Raw genomic sequence first — 26,993 nt, forward strand, 5'->3', positions numbered from 1 at the left:
AACTTATCGCCGGGGGTTCAATGAATACTGTTGGGGCCTCTGTACCAAACCCTTGGTATGTCTCGACAATATCAATTGCAGTTCAATCGTCGGCTTTCAGAACGGTAATCCGACATAGTTTTCGGCAAGTGCGGTCGAAGCAGCGTGGGAAGTGCAGAAGTAGTCAAGTTCCGCTTCCTGTACTTTTTCATCGAATGGCGCCATGTCCGGGAAGCGGTGCAACAGTTTTGTCATCGACCATGAAAAGCGCTCGGCCTTCCAGATGCGGGCGAGGGCTTTGCCGGAATAGGCGTTAATACCGGCTTCGGACCTGTCGAGGTAAAAGTCCCTCAGTCCCTCGTAAAGATAATGCACATCGCTTGCGGCGAGGTTCAGTCCTTTGGCGCCGGTCGGAGGAACAATGTGCGCGGCGTCGCCAACAAGAAACAGCCGTCCGAAGCGCATTGGTTCGACCACGAAGGAGCGCAGGGGCGCAATGGATTTCTCGAAAGACGGTCCAGTCACCATGGCTTCTGCATGATGTGCTGGAAGACGCCTACGCAATTCATCGTAAAAGCGCTGGTCGCTCCAGCCTTCGATTGTCTCGTCCAACGAGCATTGAATATAGTAACGGCTGCGGGTGAGGGACCGCATGGAGCACAGGGCAAAGCCCCGTTTGTGGTTCGCATAGATCAGTTCGTGCGCGACGGGTGGAATATCGGCCAGTATTCCAAGCCAGCCGAAAGGATAGATCTTTTCGAAAATATTGATTGCCTTTTCCGGCACGGATTTGCGGCTCACGCCGTGAAACCCGTCACATCCGGCGATGAAATCGCAATCAATACGATGCGTTCTACCCTCTTTCTCGAATGTGACATATGGCGATGACGTATCGAAATCGTGCGGGGTCACGTCGGCCGCTTCGTAAATGCTGGCAGCGTTTGACTTCTGCCGTTCATCCATGAGGTCGTGCGTCATCTCGGTCTGGCCGTAGACCGTGACCCGTTTGCCGGTCATTTCATGCAGATCGATACGATGATCCCGCCCGTCGAAAGCGAGCGAGAAGCCATCATGCAGCAGACCTTCAGCATGCAGGCGCGCAGATGCGCCAGCCTCATCCATCAGCTTGACGGTGCCTTCTTCCAATACGCCTGCACGCACGCGGCCCAAAATATAATCCGCGCTGACGCGATCCAGCACGATATTGTCTATCCCGGCTTTCGTCAGAAGCTGCCCAAGGAGCAGACCCGAAGGGCCTGATCCGATGATTGCGACCTGAGTTCGCATATAGTCCTCCCAATGCAGTCTTCCTTATTCTTGGGGGAACCTTCAGGCTGACAATGGATAATTCCGGCAATTTATTGTACAAATCGAACATTATCGGAGGACAAGATGTCGGAAAATTTTGTTCCAACATACGAGCTTTACGGAGAGGACAACGAGCAGAGGCCGGATTTCTGGCTGCACTGCGAAACGCTTTTTTCGCGATCGAGTTTGCACAATTTCGAGATTTCACTGCATCGTCACGTGAGTTTCTTTCAGCTTCTGTATATTGAAAGCGGTTCGGGGCAGGTAAATTTTGACGGCGCCATCCGCCCATTTCAGACACCATGTGCGATTTTGGTGCCTCCCGGTTTCAATCATGGGTTTGCATTTTCAAAAGATATAGTGGGCCACATCGTGACGATTCTGAGCCCGCATATGCCGTTTGTGGGAGGGGGGACAGCGGGAGTGATGGCAGAGTGGCTGACGCAGCCGCAACTCATATCCATGAAAGACGCAGGCGAAGATAATCTCGGATTACTTTCCTCTCTTCTGAGCCAAGTGCAAGAAGAGTTTCATGCAAGAAAATCATATAAAAACAGCATGCTGGAGTCTCTTGTTCAAGTTGCATTCATTTACATTTTAAGGCATGCATATTCTTCAAACCCGGCGAAGCGTCAAGAAAGCCGGGTATATATGCCCGCTCGTATTGAAAGGCTGTTGGAGCTGATCGATCGCTATTACCGAGATCACAAGCCGGTTTCATTTTATGCGAAATTGCTGGGAGTTTCACCGACGCATCTCAATCGGACGGTGAAGCAGCTAACTGGAGGAACGACACAAGATTTGGTTGCAAACAAGCTGATGGATACGGCCAAGCGCGATTTGATAGCCATGCCATCCTCCGTACAGCATATCGCCTACAGCCTCGGATTTTCAGATCCGGCTTATTTTTCGCGCTTCTTTCTGAAAATGACAGGTGAAACACCACGTGCGTTTCGCTTGAGGGAGCGGGAGCGTCTCGCCGCTCAAGACCTATCACTGTAAGGTTTAATTGGATTTTTCATCCTCGACAGTTCATCTCAGCAAACTGCGAAGGTCCGACTGGACTTGCAACATGGCGGGTAGGAAGCGTTCGACCAGCCCCCCTGTTTCGACGTGAGCCGCCGGCGCCCCGATATTGATTGCTGCAACTACGGTGCCTCTGTGATTGAAGACTGGAACTGCGATTGAACGCAGCCCGAGCTCCAGTTCCTGATCGTTGATTGCATAACCTTGATCACGAATTACGGAGATTTCCGCCATCAATTGGTCAATTGCCACCTTCGTAAATGGCGTCAGCGCTTTCCGTTCGGTGCGCTCAAGAATCGTAAGTGCTTCGGGTTCGTGAAGCGAGGCTAGGAGCACGCGCCCCATCGAGGCACAGTAGGCCGGAAGCCTGCTTCCAGCCATCAGGTTAATGGACATGACACGCATCTGCGAGGCGCGGGCGATGTACACGATTTCTGTTCCGTCCAGAACGGACGCGGACGCACTTTCGCCGACTGTGTCGGACAACCGGTCCAGATGCGGCTGGATGATCGTCGGCAAGGGTGTCGAAGAAAGATAAGCGTGTCCGAGCCGAAGAATTTTCGGCAGAAGCATGAAAAACTTGCCGTCGTATTCGGCATAGCCGAGCGCAGCGAGGGTCAGCAAACACCGCCGTGCTGTCGCGCGGTCGAGTCCGGTAATCTTTGAAACGTCCGCTATCGAAAGACGTGGCTGATTTTCGCCGAACGCTTCGATAACTTTCAATCCTTTGGCAAAGCCTCCGATGAAGTCAGTTTCGCGCATGAAGCCTCCTGAAAGCGACAATCTATTTTGTGCGATATGTGAACAAATGTCAAATAACGCACAAATGTTTTGACCCGTCGTTGATGCGGGGGCTAATTTCATCGTGTTTGAGGCTGGAAACGCTCGGCGTGAAATCGCGCGTTCCAGTATGGAGGCGAAATGGACAAGACAATCGGAAGTTTGGCGGACGCAGTCGCCGGAATAGGTGATGGCGCGAGTGTCATGATCGGGGGATTTGGTGGCGCGGGCGCGCCAATCGAACTCATTCATGCCCTGATCGACAAGGGGCCGAAGAATCTGACTGTGATCAATAACAATGCTGGCAATGGCGGCATTGGCATTGCAGCCATGATCGACGCCGGGATGGTTCGGAAGATGATCTGTTCTTTCCCGCGCTCATCCGATCCGCGCGCCTTCACAGATAAATATATAGCTGGCGACATTGAACTGGAACTCGTGCCGCAAGGAACGCTTGCCGAGCGCATTCGTGCAGGTGGCGCCGGTATCCCGGCATTCTACACCCCGACCGCCTACGGCACGGAGTTGGCGGAAGGCAAGATTATAGCTGAATTTGACGGGCGACCCTATGTGCAGGAGCGCTGGTTGAAGGCTGATTTCGCGCTCATCAAGGCTCATCTTGGCGATAGGCACGGCAATCTGACCTATCGTATGGCGGCGCGCAATTTCAATCCGCTCATGTGCATGGCTGCAGCGAGAACCATTGTGCAGGTGTCGGAAATTGTTCAGCTCGGCGGCATTGAACCGGAAAATGTCATCACGCCGGGCATCTTCGTTGACAGTGTCGTTGAAGTTGCAAATCCGAAGCAGGAAGAAGAACTCATTCGCGCGGGAGTGACCTACGCATGATGATCGATATTCATGACGACATCAAATTATCCAATGCGCAGATCGCCTGGCGTGCCGCACAGGATATCCAGGACGGTGCCTATGTAAATCTCGGTATCGGCTTTCCAGAAATGGTCGCCCGTTATCAACCGGAAGGCCGCGAAGCGATTTTCCATACGGAAAACGGCATTCTGGATTTCGGCGAAGCCCCTCCGGAGGGCGAGGAAGATTGGGATCTGATCAATGCTGGCAAGAAGGCGGTCACGCTGAAGCCCGGCGCGGCTTTCTTCCACCACGCCGACAGCTTCGCAATGGTGCGCGGCGGCCATCTCGACGTGGCAATTCTTGGTGCATATCAGGTTGCCCAGAACGGCGATCTCGCTAACTGGCGAGTAGGGGCCAAGGGTGTGCCGGCGGTCGGTGGTGCAATGGATCTTGTGCACGGCGCGAAACAGGTCGTGGTGATTACCGAGCATGTGACGAAGAAGGGCGAACCGAAGCTCGTCGAAAAGTGCACTTTCCCGCTAACCGGTGTTGCATGTATCACGCGTGTCTATACCAGCCATGCGGTGATCGATATCGACAAGGGGCGTTTTGTGCTGCGTGAAAAGTTGGCTTCCATGACATTGGAAGACCTTCAGGCCATGACCGGTGCGAAACTCCACGTGGACGGCCCGGTTGCCGATCTCGTTGTCCCGGAACTGTGAGGCCATACCATGAGTGAAGCATATATCTGCGATTATATCCGCACGCCAATCGGTCGCTACGGGGGCGCGCTTTCATCGATTCGTGCCGACGATCTTGGTGCGGTCCCACTGAGAGCACTTATGGAGCGTAATGGCTCTGTCGATTGGGAAGCCGTCGATGACGTCATTTTCGGCTCAGCCAATCAGGCCGGGGAAGACAACCGCAATGTCGCGCGTATGTCACTTCTGCTGGCGGGATTGCCAGTTGGGGTGTCAGGAACCACGATCAATCGTCTCTGCGGGTCAGGGATGGATGCTGTCATAACGGCCGCACGCGCAATCAAAGCCGGCGAAGCAGAACTTGTCATCGCCGGAGGCGTGGAAAGCATGAGCCGCGCGCCTTTCGTCATGCCGAAAGCCGACAGCGCATTTTCACGCAAGGCGGAAATCTTCGATACGACCATCGGCTGGCGGTTCGTCAATCCTTTGATGAAGAAGCAGTACGGTGTGGATTCCATGCCGGAGACGGGCGAGAACGTAGCGGAAGATTTCAATGTTTCGAGGCAGGATCAGGACATATTTGCGCTTCGCAGTCAGGAAAAGGCGGCAGTTGCGCAAGAGAATGGACGCCTTGCCAGGGAAATCGTGCCCGTCACAATACCGCGGCGCAAAGGTGAGCCGATCATTGTGGACAGGGACGAACACCCCCGTGTGACGAGCCTGGAAGCATTGGCAAAGCTGGGCACGCCCTTCCGCGAGGGCGGCACTGTGACGGCAGGCAACGCTTCAGGTGTAAATGACGGAGCTGCAGCGCTCATCATCGCGTCAGAGGAGGCCATTAAAAAATATGGCCTCACGCCCATAGCGCGCATTGTTGGTGGTGCTACGGCAGGTGTTCCTCCCCGCATCATGGGTATTGGTCCTGCTCCGGCGACAAGGAGGCTCTGCGCGCGTACCGGTATCGCGACTGATGCCTTCGACGTCATCGAACTGAACGAGGCATTTGCATCGCAGGGCCTGGCAGTGTTGCGCGATCTCGGAATCTCCGACGACGACGAGCGTGTCAACCCGAACGGCGGCGCGATTGCTCTTGGACATCCACTCGGTATGTCCGGTGCGCGCATTGCAGGCACGGCGGCGCTCGAACTTTCGCTCAATCGCGGCAGGTATGCTCTCGCAACAATGTGCATAGGTGTCGGGCAGGGGATCGCCCTTGCGCTTGAACGCGTTTGAAGCGCGCGCGAATGAGAAATCCGGACGTTTCGCCCGGATTCTCCACCTCGTGAAAACGGGATAATACTTTTGCATTGTCGGGCGACTACAATATTGCCCGCGACTAACGATCAAGCTAGCATGGCCCATTACAACAACGTCGGGAACAACCCGTCGAACCAAAATGGGAACATGTCGATGAAAATTGCTCGCCTTGCCCTTATGGGCGGACTCCTTGCAACTGCACTCGATACAGGCTCTGCGACCGCCCGCGATCTGACAGTCGTTTCCTGGGGCGGCAACTATCAGGACGCCCAACGGGAAATTTACTTCAAGCCCTTCTCCGAGAAGATCGGCAAGCCCTTGCTGGATGAATCCTGGGACGGCGGCTACGGTGTCGTTCAGGCAAAGGTGAAAGCAGGAAAGCCCAATTGGGATGTGGTGCAGGTGGAGGCGGAAGAACTCGCCCTTGGTTGTGCGGACGGTCTTTACGAAAAGATCGATTGGGACAAGCTAGGCGGCAAAGACAAGTTTCTCGACAGTGCGGTCAATGATTGCGGTGTCGGTGCGATCGTGTGGTCTACCGCGATCGCCTATAACGCGGACAAGTTGAAAGATGGTCCGCAATCCTGGGCAGATTTCTGGGATGTGAAAAAGTTTCCAGGCAAACGCTCCCTGCGCAAAGGCGCCAAATATACTCTCGAATTTGCACTCCTCGCTGACGGGGTCAGCAAGGACGAGATTTACGATGTTCTCTCGACGCCAGAGGGTGTGGATCGCGCATTCAAAAAGCTTGATGAACTGAAGCCAAATATAGTCTGGTGGGAAGCAGGAGCGCAGCCACTGCAATTGCTGGCCTCGGATGAAGTGGTGATGGCGTCGGCCTATAACGGGCGCATCACGGGCATAAACAGGAGCGAGGGCAAGAATTTCAAGGTGGTCTGGCCGGGCAGCATTTATGCTGTCGACAGCTGGGTCATCCTGAAAGATGCCGAAAACAAGGATGTGGGGCTGGATTTCATTGCTTTTGCGAGCCAGCCCGAGAATCAGGTGAAATTGCCGAAATACGTGGCTTACGGCCTGCCGAACAAGGAAGCCGCAAGCAAGGTGCCCGCGGAATTCGCATCCGATCTTCCGACAGCGGAAGCCAATCTGAAAGACTCTCTGCCACTGAATGTCGACTTCTGGATCGACAACTCAGAAGAGCTGACGAAGCGCTTCAACGCGTGGCTGGCACAATAATTCGCAATTATGGCCCCGTGGGCGCAACACCGGCGGGGTTTCCCCGTTTTCCGGAAGATGGAGTAATTCATTGACGGACTGCCGCATCCGCTTCGAGAATATCAGTAAATCATACGGTGATTTCAAAGTTATAGATGGTTTGAACCTCGATATAGGCAAGGGCGAATTCGTGAGCTTGCTCGGCCCCTCCGGTTCAGGCAAGACCACGCTTCTGATGATGCTTGCCGGGTTTGAAAGTCCGAGCAGCGGGACGATTTATGTCGATGGAAAGCCTATCAATGCGGTTCCCTCATATAAGCGTAACATGGGCGTGGTTTTTCAGAACTATGCGCTTTTCCCGCATATGACCGTTGGCGAAAATGTTGCTTTTCCTTTGCAGATGCGTGGTGTTGGAAAGGGCGAGATCGGCAAGCTGGTGGATAAAGTGCTCGATATGGTGCAACTTTCCCCGATGCGCGAACGCAAGCCATCGCAACTGTCCGGCGGGCAACAACAGCGGGTGGCGCTTGCCCGTGCACTGGTTTTCGAGCCAGGTGTCGTCTTGATGGACGAGCCGCTGGGCGCTCTCGACAAGCAGTTGCGCGAGCAGATGCAACTCGATATCCGCGCGCTGCACAGCCGATTGGGATTGACGATTGTCTTCGTCACCCATGATCAGGGTGAAGCGCTGACCATGTCGGACCGGATCGCTGTCTTCAACAAAGGAAAAATTGAACAGATCGGCACGCCGCGTGCGATCTACGATGAGCCGCAAACGCGGTTTGTCGCCGAATTCATAGGCGAAACCAATCTCGCCGAAGGGATAATCGAGCGGATGGAAAACGCGCGTGCTTTTATTCGCCTGAAGGACGGCGGCACGCTGACCGCAGCATCCAAGGAAACTCTCGCGGCCGGGCAGAAGGTTCTCTTGTCCATCCGGCCTGAGCGTATCGAACTTGGCAGCGAGGATAATTCAGACAACCTCCTTAGAACGCGCGTGGTTGATAGCGTCTATCAAGGAGATCATCTGCGTATCCAGCTTGATGGGAGTGCGCATGATTTCATCGTGCGGCTAGACAGAAAATCGCGCGAATGGACGCCCGGAACTGATGTCGTCGCCAAGTTCAGTGCCGCTGATTGCTGGACGATCGCAGCATGACGGTTTTGTCCGGCAAAAATATTCGAGCGATATTTTTGATCACGCCTCTGCTTGTTTTTATCGCGCTGTTTTTTCTTTGGCCGCTCGGGGTGATGATGAAGCAGGCCGTGTCAGATACAGCGGTATTGCGCGTTCTACCCCGAACCGCAGAAGCGGTAAGTCTTTGGGACGGACAGTCGGGTCCATCGCCAGACATGAAGCAGGCCCTGGTAACGGACCTGAAATCTTCGACTGACCAACAGGCGATAGGCGATATGGTTCGGCGCTTGAACAGCGCTCAATCCGGCTTTCGCACGTTGATGAGCAAAACGCTTTCAGCCATCGAAAAGGGCGATCCTGTTCCAGATCTTGAAATGATCGACAAGCGATGGAGCCGGCCGGAGTTTTGGCGGGCGATTGCAAATGCGCTTTCCCCGACAACTGATCGCAACCTGCTTGCGGCCGTCGATATGGAGCGCTCGACATCGGGTGAAATTGTTTCTATGGCGCCGGGCACATCGGCAAACCGGGCGATCATGCTGCGTACTTTCTGGATTGCTGCTCTGGTGACATTGGCTTGTGCAGCGATTGGTTACCCCTACGCGGTCTTGCTGGCGTCATCTACGGGCTGGATCAAAAGCGTGCTGTTTGCTGCTGTTTTACTGCCGCTGTGGACATCGTTGCTGGTGCGAACGGCTGCCTGGTTCATTCTTTTGCAGGATAAGGGCCTCATCAACGATACGCTGATCTGGCTCGGCATAACCGATGCGCCTTTTCCCTTGATCTTCAACAGGGCGGGTGTGGTCATCGCCATGACGCATGTGCTTCTGCCGTTCATGGTGCTTCCGATCTACAGCGTGCTTGTGTCTATCCCAGGCAATCTCATGCCTGCAGCCGCATCTCTTGGTGCGCCGCCGTGGAGAGCGTTCCTGCGAGTGCTGCTTCCGTTGAGTATGCGCGGTATCGTGTCCGGCATGCTACTCGTATTTATGAGCGCGATTGGCTACTACATCACTCCTGCGTTGATCGGTGGACCGGGCGACCAGATGATAAGCTCGATCATTGCTTATTACGCAACCGGTTCGGCCAATTGGGGCATGGCCGGTGCACTTGGGCTCGTGTTGCTCGTAGCCTGTCTGATACTCTACGCGGTTTACGGACGGCTTACCGCCGATGATCCCCGGAGGGCATGAAGATGGGGCGCTTCGCGAAAATCGTGTTCGGTGCGGCTGCCGTGATCTTTCTGATCGCGCCGCTGTTCGCCATCCTTCCACTGGCATTTACCTCCAGCGTGTTTCTGACCTATCCGGTGCCGGGCTGGTCAGGGCGCTGGTTTGAGGAACTCGCGACAGCGGATGTCTGGCGCCGCGCGATCGTCAACAGCCTGATCATCGGTTCTGGGACTATGATTTTGGCAACCGTGTTGGGGACGATGGCCGCGCTTGGCTTGCGCAGCAGGATAATTTTTCTTTCCGGCCCCATTAAAACTCTGTTCCTATTGCCAATGGTCGTTCCCGCAGTAGTGCTGGGTGTGGGCATGCAACTGCTCTTCGTGCGATTGGGCATAGCAAATTCGTATCTTGGCGTGATTGTCGCGCACACCGTGATTTCGATCCCCTTTGTTCTGGTAAGCGTTACGGGTGCTCTTGGCGGTATCGACCGGCGTATCGAGCTGGCAGCCGAGAGCCTTGGCGCGTCGCCTCTCACAGTATTTCGAAAAATCACGCTTCCGCTTGCCATGCCGGGTATCGCTTCGGGTGCTGTGCTGGCATTCGCCACCTCGCTGGACGAGGTTGTTCTGACGCTGTTCGTCGCGGGACCAAATCAGCGTACCCTCGCGCGCCAGATGTTCTCGACAATTCGTGAGAACATCAGCCCGGCGATCGCTGCCGCAGCCTTTCTGTTTATTGCAGGCACCGTGCTTCTGGGGCTTGCGGTGATGCTTTTTCGCCGAAAGCGCATGAGTGGAGCAGTCTCCACCTAAGCACTGCCAGTGATTCTGACCGCTGCGATATTGTTTTTGTATCTTAACGATCAATTCGCGTCGAGAGGATGATGGACGACATCGTGCGCTCGACGCCTTCCAGCGCGCCTATGCGATCCAGAACGGCATCAAGCTCCTGTATGGAAGGGGCTTCCACAACGACGATCATATCGAAATGTCCGCTCACAGAATGAAGTGAACGGACGGCCATCATGCCGCGCAATGCAGTTTCGACCTTTGGCGCGAGCTTTGGCAAGGCAGTCACTAATACGTGGGCGCGCACCAGATCACGCTCGAACTCCGGGGCGATTCGGACCGTATAACCCTCGATGACACCGCGCTTTTCGAGCTTCTCGATACGGCTTTGAACCGTTGTTCGCGAAACTCCGAGGCGCCTCGCAAGGTCGGCCGTCGAAGCACGGGCATTTTCACGGAGGAGGGCGATGAGGATTAGATCTGCTTCTGTCGTCATAATGCATATAAAATACGTCAATATGCATAAACAAACAACGTCATATAGTCAGTTCGCATACTTCTTTTTGCATGGAACTATGCGATTCTTGCATATCCGAATTGCATTCCAAGGGGAATTTACATGAAAGAGATCGTTGTTGTAGGTGCAGGCAAAATCGGCGCTACCATTGCCGATCTTCTCGCTTCCACAGGCGAGTATGCTGTTACCGTTGTCGACCGCTCTCAAGCGCAGCTCGATGCACTGGAATCGGGTGCCGAAGTCAAGACGCAGGCGCTCGACATTGAAGACGCCAAGGCCCTCGAAGCTGCCTTGGCCGGCAAGTTTGCGGTACTCAGCGCCGCTCCGTTCCACCTGACGACCCGTATCGCCGAAGCTGCGGCCAAGGCAGGCGTGCATTATCTCGACCTGACCGAAGATGTGGCCAGCACGCGTCGCGTCAAGGAACTGGCGAAGGAAGCGAAGACGGCTTTCATTCCGCAGTGTGGCCTTGCTCCCGGCTTCATCTCCATCGTTGCCTATGATCTGGCGAAGCGTTTTGACAAGCTGGACAGCGTTCGTATGCGCGTTGGCGCTCTGCCGCAGTACCCTTCGAATGCTCTGAACTATAACCTGACCTGGAGCACGGACGGCGTCATCAACGAATATATCGAGCCATGCGAAGCTATCGTGAACGGCGAACTGACCGAAGTTCCTGCTCTCGAAGAGCGCGAAGAGTTTTCGCTTGATGGCGTCACCTACGAAGCCTTCAACACCTCGGGTGGTCTGGGCACGCTTTGCGAAACGCTGGAAGGCAAGGTGCGCACGCTCAACTACCGCACGATCCGCTATCCGGGTCACGTTGCGTTGATGAAGGCGCTTCTCAACGATCTCGGCCTGCGTCATCGCCGTGAAGTGCTCAAGGACATCTTCGAAAATGCCCTGCCGACCACTCTTCAGGACGTTGTGGTGATTTTCGTGACTGTGTCGGGCACCAAGAATGGTCGCCTGGTTCAGGAAACCTACGCGAATAAGGTCTATGCCGCTCCGGTTGGCAAGATCGTGCGCTCGGGCATTCAGATTACGACGGCTTCGGCGATCTGCGCCGTGCTCGACATGCTCGCCAAGGGCGATCTTCCACAGCAGGGCTTTATCCGCCAGGAAGACATTACGCTCGGAGCGTTCCTCGCGAACCGCTTTGGCAAGGCCTATGCACAGGAAGACCATTGCGCACGCATGGTTGCCTGATAGCTCCTGCCGCATGAATGCAGGGCCTGTTGCGCTTGTGCGCAGCAGGCCCTGTTTGCGTTTTGGTGGCGGCCGTCTCCGCCCTACCAAAGTCGCAATTGAATAGGATCGGATTTAAGCGCATTGCCCGATCCAAACTGGTGGATGGAATATGTTTGTCCGCTTGATGTGTATCTGTGCACCCCGAAACCACTACAATTCGGGATGTGCTTTGAAGAAGTAGGAAAGCTATGTTGAAATCAATTGTGCTGGCCGGTCTGGCCTCAGTCTTTCTCGCTTTGCCGGTTCAGGCGAAGGAATGGAAAGAAATCCGTATCGCCAGCGAAGGCGCATATCCTCCGTTCAACTACATGTCTCCAGACGGCAAGCTTGAAGGTTTCGATCTCGATATCGCCAATGCGCTTTGCGAAGCGATGGAAGCGAAATGCACGATCGTCGCGAATGACTGGGACGGCATGATCCCCGGTTTGCAGGCCAACAAGTTCGACGCAGTCATTGCTTCGATGGCTATCACCGAAGAGCGTGAAAAGCAGGTGGCCTTCACGGACCGCTACTACACGACACCGCTTGCGGTTGTCGTGCCGAAGGACACGGACATCACCTCGCTTGATCCGTCGGCATTCGACGGGAAAACGGTAGGCGCGCAGGCCGGCACCACGCAGGGCAACTATGCCGACGACGTCTACAGCAAGGCGGGCGCGGACGTGAAGCTCTACCCGACCGCCGACGAAGCCAATGCCGATCTTGAAAGCGGCCGTCTTGATGCCATCGCCGCCGACAAGTTTCTCGCCGCCGACTGGCTGAAGAAGCAGGGCGCAGATTGCTGCAAGTTCCTTGGTGATATTCCCGGTTCCGAAACGAAGATCGCGGTTGCCCTTCGCAAGGGTGATGATGATCTGCGCGAGCAGTTCAACGCGGCGATCAAGAAGATCCGTGAAGACGGCACCTACGAAACGATCCGCAAGAAGTATTTCGATTTCGACATCTATTGATGCCAAAATTTCATCGGGCGCTCTCCAAACATGGCTTGATGTGGGGAGCGTCCGGTGCTTCAGTTGGAAGACGCATAAAAAGGTGGGGCGTTGCGCTGAACTGGTAATGCTCCGATAATATAATTATAACAAAGGAATAAGGGGAACGACCATGCTGAAAGCCATCCTGTTTGCAGGCGTTGCATCTGTAATCGCTGCCTTGCCAGCGCAGGCCAAGGAATGGAAGGAAATCCGCATCGCGACGGAAGGTGCATATCCACCTTTCAATTTTGTCGCCGCGGATGGTTCGCTTCAGGGTCTGGATGTCGAAATTGCCGAGGCCCTGTGCAAGGCGATGGACGCCAAGTGCACCATCGTCGCCAACGACTGGGACGGGATGATACCCGGACTGAAGTCGAACAAGTTCGATGCGGTCGTCGCCTCGATGAGCATCACGGAAGAGCGCAAGAAAGAAGTCGCCTTCACCGACAAGTATTACTCCACGCCGCTTTCCGTTGCCGTGCCGAAGGACAGCCCGATCACATCCTTGGATGCGGAGGCCTTCAAGGGAAAGACGATTGGTGCTCAAGGGTCGACCACGCAGGGTAACTATGCCGAGGATGTCTACGGCAAGGCCGGTGCCGACGTGAAGCTTTATCCGACTGCCGATGAAGCCAACGCAGACCTGAAAAGCGGACGCCTTGATGCAGTCGTTTCCGACAAGTTCCCGATCTCCGACTGGATCAAGGGTGACGGCGCGGGTTGCTGCAAGCTTATTGGCGATATTCCCAATACGCAGACCGATACCGGGATAGCGTTGCGTCAGGGCGATGACGACCTGCGCGAACAATTCAACGCAGCAATCAAGAAAATTCGCGACGATGGTACCTATGCCACGATCGTGAAGAAATATTTCGACTTCGACATCTACTGATTGCTTGTAATAAAGGCAGCTCTTTGCTGTAAGCAACAACGCGCCGGCTGAAATCGGCGCGTTTATTTCGTTGTTTTTATGGATGCGTAAATGCCGATTCAGCAACAAGATGTCATCGTTCTGGGGGCGGGTATTGTTGGTGTATCCACGGCACTGCATCTGCAGGCGCGGGGCCGTTCGGTGTGCCTGGTCGACAAAAACGACCCCGGCAATGGCACCAGTTTCGGCAATGCCGGTCTGATCGAGCGTTCAAGCGTCATACCCTATTCCTTCCCGCAAGGCTTCTGGACGCTTGTTCGTTACGGCATGAACCGCCGTTCGGACGTTCGCTATAACCCCTTCTACATACCGAAAATGGCTCGTTGGCTTTTTCGATACTGGAGGGAATCGTCGCCGGAGCGGTTGAAGATTGCGACGGATGCCATGTTGCCCTTGATTGAGGCCAGCGTCCGGGAGCATGACAATCTGGTGGCCCAGTCCGGCAGTGAAAAATTGATCCGGTCACAGGGGTGGATCGAAGTTTTCCGGTCATCTTCGGCATTCGACGCAGCGGTGCGCCGTTTACCCGATCTGCAGCGTTTCAAACTGTCCTATGACATTCTGGATGCAGCAGCATTGCGGGAACGAGAGAAGTCGCTGGGCGATGTGGCTGGCGGCATTCATTGGCTCGATCCGAAAACCGTCGTTAACCCGGGAGGACTGGTCAAAGCCTATGCCGATCTGTTTATCAGAAACGGTGGGGTTTTCGTTCATGGCGATGCTGCAACCCTGACAGCGGAGGCGGGCGGTTGGCAGGTTACGACTGAGAACGGCATTGCGCATGCGCGTGACGTGGTCGTGGCGCTCGGTCCGCAGTCCGGTCTCGTCTTCAGGAAATTCGGCTATCCAATCCCGCTTGGCATCAAGCGGGGGCATCATCTTCACTTCACCATGAAGGACGGTTCGCGGCTCGGCCATACTGTTGTCGACGAAGAAGCAGGCTATGTTCTTGCGCCTATGGTGCAGGGGGTGCGGCTATCGACGGGCATAGAGTTCGCTTCACCCGATGCGCCCGCAAATTATATTCAACTCAGAAAAGACGAGAAGATTGCGCGCCAGCTTGTGCCGCAATTGGGAGAGGCTGTCGAAACCACGCCCTGGCTTGGATTGCGTCCTTGCCTGCCGGACATGCGCCCGGTCATCGGGGCCGCGCCTAAGCATAAAGGGCTATGGTTCAATTTCGGCCACGCTCATCACGGGCTTACGCTGGGGCCGGCGACAGGGCGCTTGCTTGCAGAGATGCTTGTCGGAGAAGAGCCATTTGTCGATCCAAAGCCCTATTCGGCCGAGCGTTTTCTGTAGGCTGATTTAAAAATTTCGTGACAGGCTTGTCAGCCGCGGTCGAGCGGGGCTATCAATTGGCTCCACTCTCATATCGCGCAGTCGCGAACAATCGATCCGGAAAATCTCGTGAAAATGAAGCCTTTAGGCCGTACCGGCCTTACTGTAACTGAAATTTGCCTCGGCACCATGACCTGGGGCGTACAGAATACCGAGTCCGATGCTCATGAGCAGCTCGACATTGCTCTCGATGCCGGTATCAACTTCATTGATACGGCCGAGGGATATGCCATCCCCATGAGCCCGGAAAGCTATGGCAAGACAGAGACCTATATCGGTACCTGGTTTAAGAAATCCGGAAAACGCGACAAGATCGTGCTGGCAAGCAAGATTGCTGGTGGCGGCAGGCAGAAGTGGATTCGAGATGGTGCCAAACCAAGCCGCAACAATGTCCGCGAAGCGGTGGAAAACAGCCTGAAGCGGCTTCAGACTGACTATATCGACCTTTATCAAGTCCATTGGCCGATGCGGGCGCACTATCATTTTGGCCAAAGCTGGACCTTTGATCCTTCCGCTACGGACGGGGCTGCAGAAACCGAACAGATGCACGACGTGCTGCTCGGACTTGGAGACATGGTTCGCGACGGAAAGATCAGGCACATCGGTCTTTCCAATGAGACAGCATGGGGAACAATGCAGTGGCTTCGTCTGGCCGAACAGCATGGCTTGCCCCGCGTCGCCTCGATCCAGAATGAATATAGTCTTTTGCAGCGCCAGTTCGATTTCGACTTGGCAGAATTGTCGCTCTGCGAAAACGTGGGGTTGCTGGCCTATTCGACGCTGGCCGCCGGTGTACTGACCGGAAAATATCTGGGTGGGAAACTGCCTTCCGGTTCGCGCGCAGCCATTTCCGAAGGTGGCCTCTGGCGCAACAATATTCATTCCGAGCCAGCCGTCCGCGCCTATATCGATGTTGCCACGAAGCACGGGCTCGATATTGCCCAGATGGCAATCGCCTTTGCGTTGACGCGCCCGTTCATGACGTCGGCGATAATTGGTGCGACAACTGTCGACCAGCTGAAGACTGATATCGCAGCTCACCAGGTCAAGCTCTCGGATGACGTTCTGGCGGACATCGAAACGGTCTACAGACAGTATCCGCGCCCTCTTTGAGCCCAAAGTTCCAAAGGCCCGCCAGACCTGGCGGGCTTTTCTATCCCGCGAGATAGACCTCGTGCTTGACGATCCATTGGTCGATGGGCGTTTCACTTGAAGAGCTGACAATCACCATTCGGTCGAAGCGAATGCTGCGGCCGACTAGCAAGCGTGCCATCCGTGCCATCTCTGTGTCGCGCGAGCCATGGTCGGCGACGCCATAGGCAAGCGAGACATGTGGAAGAAAAGTCGAGATGTCTTTCTCCCCCGAAATATCGAGAGAATCCTGCTTTAGCGTCATCAGTGTCGGTGTTTTCTGCAGTGCAGCATAGAAGGAGCGGAAATAAGCTTCGGTTCCCGCTACATCGTCAACCAGAACGTCCAACGGTTTGCGACCGACTGCAAGGCTGAGCACCAGAGGCAGTAGCTCATCTGCCGAACGTCTCATGTCAGGTACGAGTGTCGCATGCGGCTCGAATATGGGTGAATTGAAGCCGGAAGCCAGATCGGTCACGACAGATTCGAGAAATCGGAGATCGTCACGGGCGGGACGCAACCAGATGGAATGGAAGGTCATTGCTGTTGGATCTCCCGAACGCTGCGGTCATTTTTAATGGGCCTCACGCTGCTACGGAGAATGAGTGGCAATTCGAGCATAATTGTCTGAGGTGGTGCGTTCGGTGCGGTCTGCCGCTCGTCCAGCAACCGGATGATCTCGGCGGAAAGCCGTTCTGCGTTCTGATCGAATGTGGTCAGTCGATAGGCACCCCAACGTGCTTCCGCGACATTATCGAAGCCAATGACTGAGACATCGTCGGGAATGGAGAGATTGAAGACATCGCGCGCGCAGTCCATCATGCCGAATGCCATGAGATCGTTGACGCAGAAAATGCCTTCGACGCGCTCTCTTTCGCCCAGCATCAGAGAGGCGGCACCGTAACCGCCGTCATAATCTGTCAGTTCGCCACGCTGCACGCTGACGCTCAACCCAAGGCTTTTGCTTTTCGCGACGAAGGCTTCCTCGCGCTCGACCAGATTGAGGCTGCCGACATTCGACGTTATGAGGCCTAGTTTTTTCATGCCCCGTGCCGCGAAGATTTCGACAGCCGTTTCGGCGGCAAGCCGATTGTTGATATGGATGTGGTCGGCTCCCTCTTCTGTTCGCCCGACGAGAATGAGGGTCTGGCCGTTTCGTTGGGCAAGCTCGACAAATGACGAAGACGGCATGCCAGAAAGAACCACCGTCGCTTCCGCACGATAACGCAGCAGTGTTTCATGCGCGGCAGAGAGGTTCTCTCCGTGTTGGCCGGTCGGAATCAGAACAGGAACACTGCCGCGGGCTGCGAGCCGACGGGAAAGTGCTGCGATCTGGCGGGAGCGAAACGGACTGTCGGGATCTGCCGCGATCATCCCGACAATACGGCTCCGATTGGCCAGAAGGCCGCGTGCAAGGTCATTGACCTGATAGCCGAGCTTTTCGGCAGCTTTCAGCACTTTCTCGCGTGTCGCAGGCGAGACACTGGCGCCTGGTGTAAAGGTGCGGGACACGGCGGAGCGCGATACGCCAGCCTCCAGTGCGACTTCGTGCGCGCTGATAAATCGAGGCAGGCTGTCCGCGATGTCATGCTCTCGCTGTGTTTCTTTATCTGGCATTTCATCGCCCTACTTTTGAAAGGACATCGGCCCTGAGGAAGCGCTCGACCACGAACATGAAGGCAATTGACGGCACCAGCAATATCAGAGCGCTGATCGATGCGATTTGATAATTGCCGCCGGAACTTGCTGTATAAAGCAGCAGGGGCAGGGTGGAAATGTCCGGAGCGCCGACGAAGTAAGTGCCGGTGAACTCGTCGAGCGATTCAAGAAAAACAAAGATCGCGCTTGCAAGCAGGCCGGGCGCGGCTATCGGCAGGGTGATGTCGAAGAATGTCTTGAGTGCGGAAGCGCCCATTGAACGAGCCGCTTCTTCGATCTCGCGATCAATTGCTGAAAACGCTGCCGTGGCGATCCATACGGCGTAGACCAGCCCGTGGGTGACATGCACCAGAACTACACCGGTGATCGTTCCATTCAGGCCGAAAGAATAGAACATCTGCGCAATGTTCACGTAAACGGGCAGGTTAGGGAAAGCTTGCGGGATGAGCAGCGTCAACAGGATCAAGCCGCGAAAGGGCAGTTTCAATCGTGCGAGAGCATAACCGGCGGGAATGGCGAGGCCGAGCGATACGATCACGGTAAGCGCTGCAATAAGGACGCTTGTGCCGAGCGATGAGAGCGCATTGCCGCGAGGCGAAAACACATTCGCCCAGAATGAAAATCCATATTGAAGCGGCAGTGTATGCGGGAAATACCAACGCTCAGCTACAGCCCACAGGAGCAGGTTCGCGAGCGGTCCGAAAATCGCGAAGGCCAGCAGACCAAGCAGCATGCCGCGTGGCAGCCAGCGCCAGTCGAGAATGTTGCTCATTGGCCGTGCTCCTTCATGGTCTGGCGCAGATAAACCCAGGCGACGAGGCTGGTCATGAGAAGCGAGATCGTACCCAGCGCATTTGCGACGCCGTAATCGCCGTAGGCATTGATGCGGAACGCCATGTTGGCCGTAATCATCGTTGGCGACTGCGCATTGATCATCAACGGGACGGACAAGACGGACATCATGGTGACAAAGCTCAATATCAATCCAACGAGCAATGTCTGGCGGACTTGAGGAAGCACGATCTCGATGAGAATGCGCAGCCGTCCTGCACCAAGATTGCGAGCGGATTCGATTGTGCTGCGATCAAGGGATGCCATGGCGCCCGCCAGCAGCAGCGTGACAAACGGTGTCTGTTTCCAGACGAATGCGATGACGATGCCGCGCCAGTCCAGAAAGCTCATCGCTTGCAGCGGCGTGAGGACACCGGTTTCGATGAGCAGGCTGTTCATCAACCCGTTCTTGGCCAGGAAGGTGCGAAGTATCTGGCCGACGACGATGAAGGGGATGAAAAGCGGCCAGCGATAGAGCCAGCGCAGAACGGTAACTGCTCGCGGGTTGGAGCCGAGTGTCAGATAGCCACCGATAGCGATAGAGAACAGCGCGATGAGCAGCGACGACAATGTGACGATGACGAGAGTGAAGATGATGTCGCTGGAATATAGCTCGAATGCCTTGGTGAAGTTGCCGGTTCCCCATTCACCGGAAACATGGAAAGCTCCGGTGATCGCCCCGAAAAGCGGTACGATGAACAGCAACAGCACGATCGCCAGCGCGGGAGCGACAAGAAGAATACCCGTTAGTCGATGCGACATTCGAAACCTCATGACCGTAAGCATAGGAGTGCTCGGCTTGAAACCACGTCCAACCGAGCACTCCAATCGAAGCTGTAGGGTTTAGTTGCCTACTTGACGTTCATATGCTTCCAGAATCGCGGTGTTATAGGGTGCGATCGGGAAAGGCTTTCCATATTTCGCAAGGTCGTCCGGCGAAATATCCGTGAAGAGCTTGTTCCAGGTGTCGCCGTCCAGCTCTGCCTTGACGTGGTCGGCATCGATGCCCGGATACCAGTTGAAGCGCTTGACGATGCCTTCAGCCTGTACCTTCGGGCTTGTCGCCAACGCAACAAACTTTTCGGCCAGTTCCTTGTGCGCACTCTTTTCCGGGATCACATAGTGCATCGGCTGTCCGGGCATTCCGGGTGCTGGAAGGACAAGTTTCATTTCCGGCGGTAGCTGTCCATTGGCCTTCCACGAATAGAACATGTCTACCCAGACCGGCCCCATCGCGATTTCGCCTCGGCTCAGCATGTCGAGTGTACCGGCATTGCCCGGGGTAAGGGTGGCGTTCTTTGTAAAGTCCTTGAGCGAGGAAAACGCCTTGTCCCAGTTCTTTGCTTCGCCTTCTTCGAAAGGCCCCTTCATCAGCTTCTCTGCGTCGCCGCCATAAGCATAAATCCAACCCATGACGAAACTTACGCCGGACGCTCCGCCCTTTATCCCGTTGTAACCGAACTGCTTCGGATTTTCCTTTGCCCATGCCACAAGCTCGTCATAGCTCTTCGGTGGATTGGCGACGAGCGCGGGATTATAGGCAAGCGCGGTTTGGCTGTTGAACATCGGCATGACGTAACCGTCGACATCGGTGCCGAGCGCCATTTTTGCATTATCGCGTGTCACCAGCTTGCCGCTGTCGATTTTGCCACGATAATTTTCGAGGAACTTTGCCGTTACCATTGGCCCGACGAATTTCTCGTGGACGACAGCGACGTCAGTGTCCCACTTTTCCACGCCAGCTTTCGACTGAGCTTCGAAGCGCTCGAGAACCTTCTGCGAGCCGGCATCGCCAGGACCGGTTCCGACCACGCGAACGGTCGTGCCGGGATTCTCCTTCTCGAACAACGGTCCAAGATACTGATTGATGTAATCGACCATGTTCTGGTCGCCTGCCGTGATGACGGTAAGTTCGTCTGCGGCAGCCGGTGCAACGGTGATGCCGATCGCCATTGCCGCGTTCAGGATAGTTCTCATGAAAGGACTCCTGTCTGAAACCGGGGTTTCCGGTCTTATGATTGAAAACAGATGCGGAGCATCTGGTGGTGCTGTTGATCGGGAACGGTAATAATCGCGGGGGCGCATGCCCATGAAAGCAAGCTTGAGACGGGTATTCTCCCGCTTCGGCCGGCGATGCGGGTTTTGGCTTCAATGCACAGCCGTGCATCGCAGGGGTCATTAAAGATTCCGTCGTGCATTGATCTCGGATCTCCTTAACTCAACAATAGGCGCGGGCAGCGAAGCTACAGCCCACGGACTATCTGTCGAACAAAAACAGGGCATGCTCCGGTATGCGAATTTCTACATTTGCCCCAGGTTGGTGGCTCTCCTGAGCGTCGACCATGATGTGCCTATCCCCAACACGGATCATATGTCTCCAAAGGCCGCCGGGATAACTGGTTTGCTCGACGGTGCCATTGAGGACCAATTCGGCTGTGGGGGAGTCGGGATCAGCCCCGGGCTTGGTAAGGCGCGCTGCTTCGCTGCGGAAACGTGCCGATGCCGGGCCATCGGACAGATTGCGGCGACCTGCGGAAATAGTGCTGGCCTTGTTATTGGCGCCAGCAGCGATCTCGATGCGATCAGCCTTTATCTGGATCGGTACCTCGATCAGGTTTTCCGCGCCCATGAATGCTGCGACGAAATCCGACGCCGGATGATTGTAGACCTCTTCGGGCGCGCCAGCCTGGGCGATTTCACCATTGTTGAGAATGACGATACGGTCGGCCATGACCATGGCTTCTTCGCGGTCGTGTGTCACATGAACTGCGGTGATGCCGAGACGGCGCTGCAAGGCGCTGATTTCATGGCGAACCGATAGTCGGATGCGTGCATCCAGGTTGGAAAGCGGTTCATCTAGAAGCAGGATGTCAGGCTGAATGGCGAGTGCGCGCCCGAGGGCGACACGCTGGCGTTGGCCGCCGGAAAGGGCGGCAGGTTTGCGCTCCAGCAAGGCATCCAGTCCCAGCAGGCGCGCAACGTCGTCGACCTTCTGCTTGATGGTTTCCTTCGCTACGCCGCGAATTCGCAAGCCATAGCCCATATTCTGCGCAACTGTCATGTGCGGCCAGAGCGCATAAGACTGGAAGACGAGTGCCATGCCGCGCTTGTCCGGAGGCAGTCTGGTCACATCCTTGCCGTTCAACCGGATTGCGCCGCCGGATGGCATGTTGAAACCCGCAATGGCTCGCAACAACGTTGTCTTGCCGCAGCCAGAGGAGCCAAGAAGCGCGACGAACTCGCCTTTTTTGACGGATAGGTTTACGCCTTTGAGAACTTCATTATTGCCATATCGAACGCGCGCGTCCGCCACCTCCAAAAACGCTGGCATAAGCGGCTCCTCCCCAGGATCGCCGGCTGATTTTATATTTTCTGCACAGCCGTGCAAATTGGATTGAAGCATCTTTAAGCAACCTCGACAAGCCGCAAAAATGAAATTGCGCCGGAAAAACTGTCTCGAGTTCCGTTATGGAACGCCGTTTGGTGGCTGTTTATCGGGATTTCATAACAGCTGTATGACGCAACGTCGATGGCGTGGACAGCGTTGCAATGCTGTCCACGTCAGACACGAGCAGGTCTGGTAGAGACTTTAGAACCGAACTTCACCGTCAGCGTCTAGCCGCTCTTCGACTTTGGGAGTCTGTCGGGAAACGTAAATGAACGCGGCAAGGAATATCACTGTCATCAGCAGAACGATTGTAGGGGCAGGCGCGCTGTCGATGAAGAACGACAGATAGACCCCGAAGAAGGAAGCAAAAACCGCAATTGCTGCGGCGAGCAACATCATGGTGCTGAACTTGCGTGTAAGCAGAAACGCAATCGCACCCGGCGCAATCAACATGGCAATGGCCAGAATGATACCCACCGCTTTCAAAACGGCTACAATAGTCAACGAGATCAGGCAAAGCAGGCCATAATGCAGCAGGCGGACCGGCAGACCGACTGCACGGGCTTGTACCGGATCGAATGCGTGTAGCAGGAAATCCCGCCATTTGACGACAAGGATGCCAGCGGTGAGTGCGGCAATAACGGCCGTTTCGACCAGATCAGACAATGTTATGCCGAGCATGTCGCCAAACAAAATGTGGTCGAGGTGGACCGTCGAGCGGATCGCAACATAAAGAACCAGACCAAGGCCGAACATGCCGGAGAATACGATGCCCATCACTGTATCCTGTTTAATACGGCTGTTCTCGGTGAGATAACCCGTTGCAAGGGCACAGGACATGCCCGCTACAAACGCTCCGAAGCCGAAAGGTATTCCGATGATGTAGGCGACGACCACACCCGGAAGAACGGCATGGCTGATCGCATCCCCCATCAATGACCAGCCCTTGAGAACCAGAAAGCACGACAGCAATGCCGTCGGGATCGCGATGAGGACTGAAATGGCCAAGGCATAGCGCATGAACTCGAACTGAAATGGGGCGGCCAGGGTTTCAAAAATGATCATTGCTGGAACTCCCTGAGGGCTAATGAAGCCTTGCGCCGTGCTGCCAGCAGTCCGTGTTTCGGAGCAAGAAGGAATACGCTGAGAAAAACCAGTGTCTGGAGCACAACGATGATGCCCCCCGTCGCCCCATCCAGAAAATAGCTCACATAGGCCCCGAAAAAGCTTGTGACAGAGCCAATCGCGACAGCGATCCACAGCAGTCGCGAAAACCGGTCCGTCAGCAGATAAGCGGTTGCGCCCGGCGTCACCACCATACAGATGACGAGGAAGGCCCCGACCGTTTGCATGGCAGCGACAGTGGATGCCGACAGCAATGTGAAAAACATGATCTTCAGCAGAGCGGGCCTCAGTCCTATCGAACGCGCATGGTTCTCATCAAAGAACACCACCATCAGGTCTTTCCACTTCAAAAGAAGCAGCGACAGGGAAACGAAGCCGATAATCGCCAACTGCAATGTATCCTCCGGGGTGATGGCGAGGATATTGCCCAGAACGATGGTTTGAACGCTGACTGCCGTCGGCTTGAGCGAGATCATGAAAAGCCCGAGCCCGAAGAACGAGGAGAAGATCAGGCCGATGATGGCGTCTTCCTTCAGCTTTGTCCTTTGGTTGAGGAAAAGCATCGCTGCCGCTGCAAGGCCGCCCGAGAAGAACGCGCCGATGGAGAAGGGGAGGCCAAGCATGTAAGCGCCGGCAACACCCGGAACGATTGAATGGGAGAGGGCATCACCAATAAGCGACCAGCCTTTCAGCATGAGATAGGCCGAAAGAAAGGCACACACGCCACCCACCAAGGCGGAAACCCACATAGCATTCAACATGTAGTTATAGCTGAATGGCTCAAGCAGCAGCGTCATTGTTTCCGGCTCCGGTCGTGGGGCGCCGACCCCCCTTTTTCATAAACAACGAACGGGCGTTCATCGTCCGTTATGACGTTGACGGGTGCTCGTCCGGAACGTTCATTCCGGGTCAGTACGAAATGGCGCAACACACCGCCGAAAGTCTTTTCGAGATTTGCCTGCGTGAAAACTTCGGTGGTCCGACCGTAGTCAAGCACCGTGTGTTTCAACAATACAGTGCGGTCACAGAATTCGGGAACGCTGCCGAGATTATGCGTCGAGACCAGCATGACGCGTCCTTCATCCCGAAGGCTGCGAAGAAGAACGATGATCGCTTCTTCGGTCTTGACGTCCACGCCGGTAAAGGGTTCGTCCAAAAGAATGACGCGTCCATCCTGGGCCAGCGCTCGGGCGAGAAACACCCGTTTCTTTTGCCCGCCGGAAAGCTCGCCGATCTGCCGATGGCGAAACTCAAGCATGTTCACACGGGCAAGCGCATTCTCTACCGCTTCCCTGTCGGGACGGCGCGGCATGCGCAGCATGCCCATGTGGCCGTAGCGTCCCATCATGACGACATCTTCAACGAGAACCGGGAAATTCCAGTCGACATCTTCGCTCTGCGGAACATAGGCCACCAGATTGCGCTTCAGTGCAGCTTCGACCGGCATTCCGAGTATGGATATTTCACCTTTGGCGAGTTTTACAAACCCCATGATCGCCTTGAACAGGGTTGATTTTCCTGAGCCGTTAACGCCTACCAGCGCCGTAATTGTTCCGGTCGGAATAGCAAAGCTCGCATTATGCAGGGCCGTATGGCCATTCCGGTAAGTGACAGTGGCGTCTTTTACATAGATTCCTTTTTCTGGCGCGGAGTGAAGTACTTTATCAATACCTGCGGACAAATTCATTGCTTAAGTCCATTAGCGATGGTGCGCGAAGTAACTTTCAGCAGGTCAATATATGTCGGCACGGGGCCATCCGGTTCTGAAAGTGAATCGACATAGAGAACCCCGGCATATTTTGCACCGGTTTCGCGGGCTACTTGCTTCGCAGGGGCGGGGGATACGGTGCTCTCCGAAAATACGGCGGAGATGCCGTTTTTACGCACTCCATCAATCACTTTGCGAACCTGCTGGGGCGTGCCCTGTTGGTCTGCATTGATTGGCCAGAGATAAAGTTCCTTCAGGTTGAAGTCCCGCGCGAGATAGGAAAATGCGCCCTCACTCGAAACCAGCCAGCGCTTTTCCTTTGGGATTGCCTCCATCTCTGCCCGGATCGGGTCGATGGCGGCTTTGATCTTTGCCTTGTAGGCTTCGGCGTTTGATTTGTAGGTAGCTGCGTTGGCAGGATCGTTTTTGACAAAGGCGTCCCGAATATTATCGACATAGATTAGCGCGGCATTCGGGGACATCCATGCATGTGGATTCGGCTTACCGTTATATGGTCCCTCGGTGATGTCCATTGGCTCCACGCCGTTGGACACGATTGCGCTTGGAACATTGTTGAGACGGGCGAAGAATTTTTCGAACCAAAGCTCCAGCCCCAGCCCGTTCCAGAGTACCAGCTTCGCATCCTGCGCTTTGATCAGGTCTCCGGACGTAGGCTGGTAATTGTGAATCTCCGCGCCTGGCTTCGTAATAGATTCAACGATTGCAGCATCGCCCGCAACATTCTGCGCAATATCGGCAATAACGGTAAATGTCGTCACGGCCTTGAATTTCTCCGCCAGTGCGCCGGTTGCGCTAGACCAGACAAGAGCTGCACTCAAAAGACCAAGCGTTGCTGTTCGTAAAATGCAATTCCGCATATTCCAATCCTTATTGCTAATAATTTGCAATTGCATAATCGAATAACAGTCGACTGACAAGTGCTTTTGCGATCCATTTGCACCTGCAGGGGCTGGTTAGGGCTCAAGATTCCGATTGCAAAAAGCTTCTACACGTATAGATTGCACATACCATGATGGGTTGCATTGCGAAGGGGGCGTCAGTGCCGAGGGGCATGCGGCCTCCCGACAAACCAAGTTTATTCTCTGCGTGGATTGAATGAATGAGGTGACGATGAGCTTACTGATTGACTTGTTGTTGAATATTCTCTGGGATGGGGCTGAGGAATGGTTGTGTATGAACCACATATGAGCGGGACTAGATGGGGCTTTACCTGCGCCACTACGCAGATGGGGCCGGTCAATTATCGCGCAAGCGGGACGACTTTCCTCGTCTTGAGAGAACAGGTTCGCAATCTGAGGTGGTGTTGTTCTGGCCGGGATGGCGAGAATTCCAATTGCCCGACCGGTACCGTGTTTATCATTCCGGCTTTCGTGAAATTAACAATCGATTGGCCCGAGCCCACAGAAGTATTGATAGGGCAGTTTGATGGACAGCTTCTTCGGGACGTTTTTTTCCAGAATATTTGGAAGAACGAGATCAAGAATTTTGGAAGTGCTGCAAAGTTCCTATGTAAAGAATGCTTGCCGATATCAAATATGATCTGGGATGAAATCCGCCTGCGAGGTGAGGGGGATGAGCCTTATCTGCGCGCTCTTGGTTTGGTCCTCATGCATACGATAGCTCGCAGTGCACCGGGCAATCGAATTTCCACTGATAGCAAAGCTGGACTCAGCAAGTTGGCGTGCCATCGTATTGAAACATACCTCTCCCAGAATTTTCATCAGCCTGTTTCGGTCCGGGATATGGCTGATTTGGTCGGAATTTCGGCGGGCCATTTTTCAACGTCCTTTCGCAATAGTTTCGGACAGACACCTCATCAGTATTTGATGGGGCTAAAGCTCGATGAAGCCGAGCGGCTGCTTAAAAAGACATCTATGTCGATAAGAGATATTGCGCGCCATTTGAGCTTTTCCAGCCAGAGCCACCTAACCACAGCTTTGCGGAAATATCGGCAGCTCACCCCGGGTGAGCTGCGCAGATAGAT

27 protein-coding genes are annotated in these 26,993 nt (G+C 55.0%); 14 read left to right on the forward strand and 13 right to left on the reverse strand.

What is annotated here, in order from left to right:
* Positions 1-96: 96 nt before the first annotated feature.
* Positions 97-1,266: a 4-hydroxybenzoate 3-monooxygenase gene (pobA, locus tag ACS5UA_RS08640; protein ID WP_006468976.1), complete on the reverse strand. Its 1,170-nt coding sequence runs from the start codon at positions 1,264-1,266 to the stop codon at positions 97-99.
* 105 nt (positions 1,267-1,371) lie between these two features.
* Between pobA and ACS5UA_RS08645 the strand changes: the two genes are divergently transcribed.
* Entirely contained in the window at positions 1,372-2,289 is a 918-nt protein-coding gene (locus ACS5UA_RS08645; protein WP_006468975.1) for a helix-turn-helix domain-containing protein, read from the forward strand.
* Between the two features lie 30 nt (positions 2,290-2,319).
* On the opposite strand, the gene ACS5UA_RS08650 is transcribed toward ACS5UA_RS08645, so the two are convergent.
* Entirely contained in the window at positions 2,320-3,075 is a 756-nt protein-coding gene (locus ACS5UA_RS08650) for an IclR family transcriptional regulator (RefSeq protein ID WP_006471311.1), read from the reverse strand.
* Between the two features lie 159 nt (positions 3,076-3,234).
* On the opposite strand from ACS5UA_RS08650, the gene ACS5UA_RS08655 reads away from it, so the two are divergent.
* The 7 genes from ACS5UA_RS08655 to ACS5UA_RS08685 all read left to right on the forward strand — a co-directional run bounded on the left by ACS5UA_RS08655 (position 3,235) and on the right by ACS5UA_RS08685 (position 10,162).
* The gene (locus tag ACS5UA_RS08655) at positions 3,235-3,942 is read left to right on the forward strand and encodes a 3-oxoacid CoA-transferase subunit A (RefSeq protein WP_006468973.1); all 708 of its coding nucleotides are present in this window, start codon (positions 3,235-3,237) and stop codon (positions 3,940-3,942) included.
* Positions 3,939-4,628, forward strand: coding sequence for a CoA transferase subunit B (locus ACS5UA_RS08660; RefSeq protein WP_006468972.1), 690 nt, complete (start codon positions 3,939-3,941; stop codon positions 4,626-4,628). Before ACS5UA_RS08655 ends, ACS5UA_RS08660 begins: the two co-directional genes overlap by 4 nt.
* Before the next feature lie 9 nt (positions 4,629-4,637).
* Positions 4,638-5,840 (forward strand): 3-oxoadipyl-CoA thiolase, encoded by a 1,203-nt coding sequence (gene pcaF / locus ACS5UA_RS08665; protein ID WP_006468971.1) that lies wholly within the window; start codon positions 4,638-4,640, stop codon positions 5,838-5,840.
* A 177-nt stretch (positions 5,841-6,017) separates the two neighbouring features.
* The gene (locus ACS5UA_RS08670; RefSeq protein WP_021587258.1) at positions 6,018-7,061 is read left to right on the forward strand and encodes an ABC transporter substrate-binding protein; all 1,044 of its coding nucleotides are present in this window, start codon (positions 6,018-6,020) and stop codon (positions 7,059-7,061) included.
* A gap of 70 nt (positions 7,062-7,131) precedes the next feature.
* Entirely contained in the window at positions 7,132-8,199 is a 1,068-nt protein-coding gene (locus tag ACS5UA_RS08675; protein ID WP_006468969.1) for an ABC transporter ATP-binding protein, read from the forward strand.
* Positions 8,196-9,371, forward strand: a complete 1,176-nt coding sequence (locus ACS5UA_RS08680) for an ABC transporter permease (protein ID WP_006471411.1) — start codon at positions 8,196-8,198, stop codon at positions 9,369-9,371. Before ACS5UA_RS08675 ends, ACS5UA_RS08680 begins: the two co-directional genes overlap by 4 nt.
* Before the next feature lie 2 nt (positions 9,372-9,373).
* Positions 9,374-10,162 carry an ABC transporter permease gene (locus ACS5UA_RS08685; RefSeq protein WP_031346961.1) on the forward strand — a complete coding sequence of 263 codons (789 nt, stop codon included), beginning with the start codon at positions 9,374-9,376 and terminating at the stop codon, positions 10,160-10,162.
* Between the two features lie 43 nt (positions 10,163-10,205).
* On the opposite strand, the gene ACS5UA_RS08690 is transcribed toward ACS5UA_RS08685, so the two are convergent.
* Positions 10,206-10,634: an Lrp/AsnC family transcriptional regulator gene (locus tag ACS5UA_RS08690; RefSeq protein WP_021587257.1), complete on the reverse strand. Its 429-nt coding sequence runs from the start codon at positions 10,632-10,634 to the stop codon at positions 10,206-10,208.
* A gap of 123 nt (positions 10,635-10,757) precedes the next feature.
* Here ACS5UA_RS08690 and ACS5UA_RS08695 point away from each other — a divergent pair, with 123 nt between their 5' ends.
* The 5 genes from ACS5UA_RS08695 (at position 10,758) to ACS5UA_RS08715 (ending at position 16,259) form a co-directional block, all read left to right on the forward strand.
* Positions 10,758-11,861: a saccharopine dehydrogenase family protein gene (locus ACS5UA_RS08695; protein WP_006468965.1), complete on the forward strand. Its 1,104-nt coding sequence runs from the start codon at positions 10,758-10,760 to the stop codon at positions 11,859-11,861.
* Between the two features lie 230 nt (positions 11,862-12,091).
* Positions 12,092-12,853: an ABC transporter substrate-binding protein gene (locus tag ACS5UA_RS08700; protein WP_006471410.1), complete on the forward strand. Its 762-nt coding sequence runs from the start codon at positions 12,092-12,094 to the stop codon at positions 12,851-12,853.
* 151 nt (positions 12,854-13,004) lie between these two features.
* Positions 13,005-13,766 (forward strand): ABC transporter substrate-binding protein, encoded by a 762-nt coding sequence (locus ACS5UA_RS08705; RefSeq protein WP_021587256.1) that lies wholly within the window; start codon positions 13,005-13,007, stop codon positions 13,764-13,766.
* Positions 13,767-13,856: 90 nt separating this feature from the next.
* Complete coding sequence (locus tag ACS5UA_RS08710; protein ID WP_006468964.1) at positions 13,857-15,107, forward strand: NAD(P)/FAD-dependent oxidoreductase; 1,251 nt, start codon at positions 13,857-13,859, stop codon at positions 15,105-15,107.
* Between the two features lie 114 nt (positions 15,108-15,221).
* On the forward strand, positions 15,222-16,259 hold the full coding sequence (locus tag ACS5UA_RS08715) for an aldo/keto reductase (protein WP_006471408.1): 1,038 nt from the start codon (positions 15,222-15,224) through the stop codon (positions 16,257-16,259).
* A gap of 40 nt (positions 16,260-16,299) precedes the next feature.
* On the opposite strand, the gene ACS5UA_RS08720 is transcribed toward ACS5UA_RS08715, so the two are convergent.
* The 10 genes from ACS5UA_RS08720 to ACS5UA_RS08765 form a co-directional block, all read right to left on the reverse strand.
* Positions 16,300-16,818, reverse strand: coding sequence for a haloacid dehalogenase (locus ACS5UA_RS08720; protein ID WP_006468962.1), 519 nt, complete (start codon positions 16,816-16,818; stop codon positions 16,300-16,302).
* Positions 16,815-17,894 (reverse strand): LacI family DNA-binding transcriptional regulator, encoded by a 1,080-nt coding sequence (locus ACS5UA_RS08725; protein ID WP_006468961.1) that lies wholly within the window; start codon positions 17,892-17,894, stop codon positions 16,815-16,817. The genes ACS5UA_RS08720 and ACS5UA_RS08725 overlap by 4 nt, the downstream gene beginning before the upstream one ends.
* Position 17,895: 1 nt before the next feature.
* Positions 17,896-18,708: an ABC transporter permease gene (locus tag ACS5UA_RS08730; RefSeq protein ID WP_006468960.1), complete on the reverse strand. Its 813-nt coding sequence runs from the start codon at positions 18,706-18,708 to the stop codon at positions 17,896-17,898.
* Positions 18,705-19,529, reverse strand: coding sequence for an ABC transporter permease (locus ACS5UA_RS08735; protein WP_006471407.1), 825 nt, complete (start codon positions 19,527-19,529; stop codon positions 18,705-18,707). The genes ACS5UA_RS08730 and ACS5UA_RS08735 overlap by 4 nt, the downstream gene beginning before the upstream one ends.
* A gap of 81 nt (positions 19,530-19,610) precedes the next feature.
* Positions 19,611-20,744, reverse strand: a complete 1,134-nt coding sequence (locus tag ACS5UA_RS08740) for an ABC transporter substrate-binding protein (RefSeq protein ID WP_031346958.1) — start codon at positions 20,742-20,744, stop codon at positions 19,611-19,613.
* 280 nt (positions 20,745-21,024) lie between these two features.
* Positions 21,025-22,098 (reverse strand): ABC transporter ATP-binding protein, encoded by a 1,074-nt coding sequence (locus ACS5UA_RS08745; RefSeq protein ID WP_021587255.1) that lies wholly within the window; start codon positions 22,096-22,098, stop codon positions 21,025-21,027.
* A 258-nt stretch (positions 22,099-22,356) separates the two neighbouring features.
* Positions 22,357-23,220: a metal ABC transporter permease gene (locus ACS5UA_RS08750; RefSeq protein WP_006468956.1), complete on the reverse strand. Its 864-nt coding sequence runs from the start codon at positions 23,218-23,220 to the stop codon at positions 22,357-22,359.
* A complete protein-coding gene (locus ACS5UA_RS08755) occupies positions 23,217-24,077 on the reverse strand; it encodes a metal ABC transporter permease (protein ID WP_006468955.1) in 861 nt (286 codons plus the stop codon). Before ACS5UA_RS08755 ends, ACS5UA_RS08750 begins: the two co-directional genes overlap by 4 nt.
* Positions 24,074-24,967, reverse strand: coding sequence for a manganese/iron ABC transporter ATP-binding protein (locus ACS5UA_RS08760; RefSeq protein WP_006468954.1), 894 nt, complete (start codon positions 24,965-24,967; stop codon positions 24,074-24,076). Before ACS5UA_RS08760 ends, ACS5UA_RS08755 begins: the two co-directional genes overlap by 4 nt.
* Positions 24,964-25,866, reverse strand: a complete 903-nt coding sequence (locus ACS5UA_RS08765; RefSeq protein WP_050791024.1) for a metal ABC transporter substrate-binding protein — start codon at positions 25,864-25,866, stop codon at positions 24,964-24,966. Before ACS5UA_RS08765 ends, ACS5UA_RS08760 begins: the two co-directional genes overlap by 4 nt.
* Before the next feature lie 327 nt (positions 25,867-26,193).
* On the opposite strand from ACS5UA_RS08765, the gene ACS5UA_RS08770 reads away from it, so the two are divergent.
* A complete protein-coding gene (locus ACS5UA_RS08770; RefSeq protein ID WP_021587253.1) occupies positions 26,194-26,991 on the forward strand; it encodes an AraC family transcriptional regulator in 798 nt (265 codons plus the stop codon).
* Positions 26,992-26,993 lie beyond the last annotated feature (2 nt).

Source organism: Brucella sp. RRSP16 (genome assembly GCF_052246815.1).
Classification (GTDB): domain Bacteria; phylum Pseudomonadota; class Alphaproteobacteria; order Rhizobiales; family Rhizobiaceae; genus Brucella; species Brucella intermedia.

Coding starts and splice junctions, on each gene's coding strand:
- ACS5UA_RS08700 (WP_006471410.1), top strand. CDS start 12,092: ATGTTGAAATCAATTGTGCTGGCCGGTCTGGCCTCAGTCTTTCTCGCT.
- ACS5UA_RS08680 (WP_006471411.1), top strand. CDS start 8,196: ATGACGGTTTTGTCCGGCAAAAATATTCGAGCGATATTTTTGATCACG.
- ACS5UA_RS08715 (WP_006471408.1), top strand. CDS start 15,222: ATGAAGCCTTTAGGCCGTACCGGCCTTACTGTAACTGAAATTTGCCTC.
- ACS5UA_RS08685 (WP_031346961.1), top strand. CDS start 9,374: ATGGGGCGCTTCGCGAAAATCGTGTTCGGTGCGGCTGCCGTGATCTTT.
- ACS5UA_RS08650 (WP_006471311.1), bottom strand. CDS start 3,075: ATGCGCGAAACTGACTTCATCGGAGGCTTTGCCAAAGGATTGAAAGTT.
- ACS5UA_RS08670 (WP_021587258.1), top strand. CDS start 6,018: ATGAAAATTGCTCGCCTTGCCCTTATGGGCGGACTCCTTGCAACTGCA.
- ACS5UA_RS08705 (WP_021587256.1), top strand. CDS start 13,005: ATGCTGAAAGCCATCCTGTTTGCAGGCGTTGCATCTGTAATCGCTGCC.
- ACS5UA_RS08765 (WP_050791024.1), bottom strand. CDS start 25,866: ATGCGGAATTGCATTTTACGAACAGCAACGCTTGGTCTTTTGAGTGCA.
- ACS5UA_RS08755 (WP_006468955.1), bottom strand. CDS start 24,077: ATGACGCTGCTGCTTGAGCCATTCAGCTATAACTACATGTTGAATGCT.
- ACS5UA_RS08770 (WP_021587253.1), top strand. CDS start 26,194: ATGAGCGGGACTAGATGGGGCTTTACCTGCGCCACTACGCAGATGGGG.
- ACS5UA_RS08740 (WP_031346958.1), bottom strand. CDS start 20,744: ATGAGAACTATCCTGAACGCGGCAATGGCGATCGGCATCACCGTTGCA.
- ACS5UA_RS08735 (WP_006471407.1), bottom strand. CDS start 19,529: ATGTCGCATCGACTAACGGGTATTCTTCTTGTCGCTCCCGCGCTGGCG.
- ACS5UA_RS08745 (WP_021587255.1), bottom strand. CDS start 22,098: ATGCCAGCGTTTTTGGAGGTGGCGGACGCGCGCGTTCGATATGGCAAT.
- ACS5UA_RS08655 (WP_006468973.1), top strand. CDS start 3,235: ATGGACAAGACAATCGGAAGTTTGGCGGACGCAGTCGCCGGAATAGGT.
- ACS5UA_RS08720 (WP_006468962.1), bottom strand. CDS start 16,818: ATGACCTTCCATTCCATCTGGTTGCGTCCCGCCCGTGACGATCTCCGA.
- ACS5UA_RS08690 (WP_021587257.1), bottom strand. CDS start 10,634: ATGACGACAGAAGCAGATCTAATCCTCATCGCCCTCCTCCGTGAAAAT.
- ACS5UA_RS08660 (WP_006468972.1), top strand. CDS start 3,939: ATGATGATCGATATTCATGACGACATCAAATTATCCAATGCGCAGATC.
- ACS5UA_RS08695 (WP_006468965.1), top strand. CDS start 10,758: ATGAAAGAGATCGTTGTTGTAGGTGCAGGCAAAATCGGCGCTACCATT.
- ACS5UA_RS08730 (WP_006468960.1), bottom strand. CDS start 18,708: ATGAGCAACATTCTCGACTGGCGCTGGCTGCCACGCGGCATGCTGCTT.
- ACS5UA_RS08645 (WP_006468975.1), top strand. CDS start 1,372: ATGTCGGAAAATTTTGTTCCAACATACGAGCTTTACGGAGAGGACAAC.
- ACS5UA_RS08725 (WP_006468961.1), bottom strand. CDS start 17,894: ATGCCAGATAAAGAAACACAGCGAGAGCATGACATCGCGGACAGCCTG.
- ACS5UA_RS08760 (WP_006468954.1), bottom strand. CDS start 24,967: ATGAATTTGTCCGCAGGTATTGATAAAGTACTTCACTCCGCGCCAGAA.
- pobA (WP_006468976.1), bottom strand. CDS start 1,266: ATGCGAACTCAGGTCGCAATCATCGGATCAGGCCCTTCGGGTCTGCTC.
- ACS5UA_RS08710 (WP_006468964.1), top strand. CDS start 13,857: ATGCCGATTCAGCAACAAGATGTCATCGTTCTGGGGGCGGGTATTGTT.
- pcaF (WP_006468971.1), top strand. CDS start 4,638: ATGAGTGAAGCATATATCTGCGATTATATCCGCACGCCAATCGGTCGC.
- ACS5UA_RS08750 (WP_006468956.1), bottom strand. CDS start 23,220: ATGATCATTTTTGAAACCCTGGCCGCCCCATTTCAGTTCGAGTTCATG.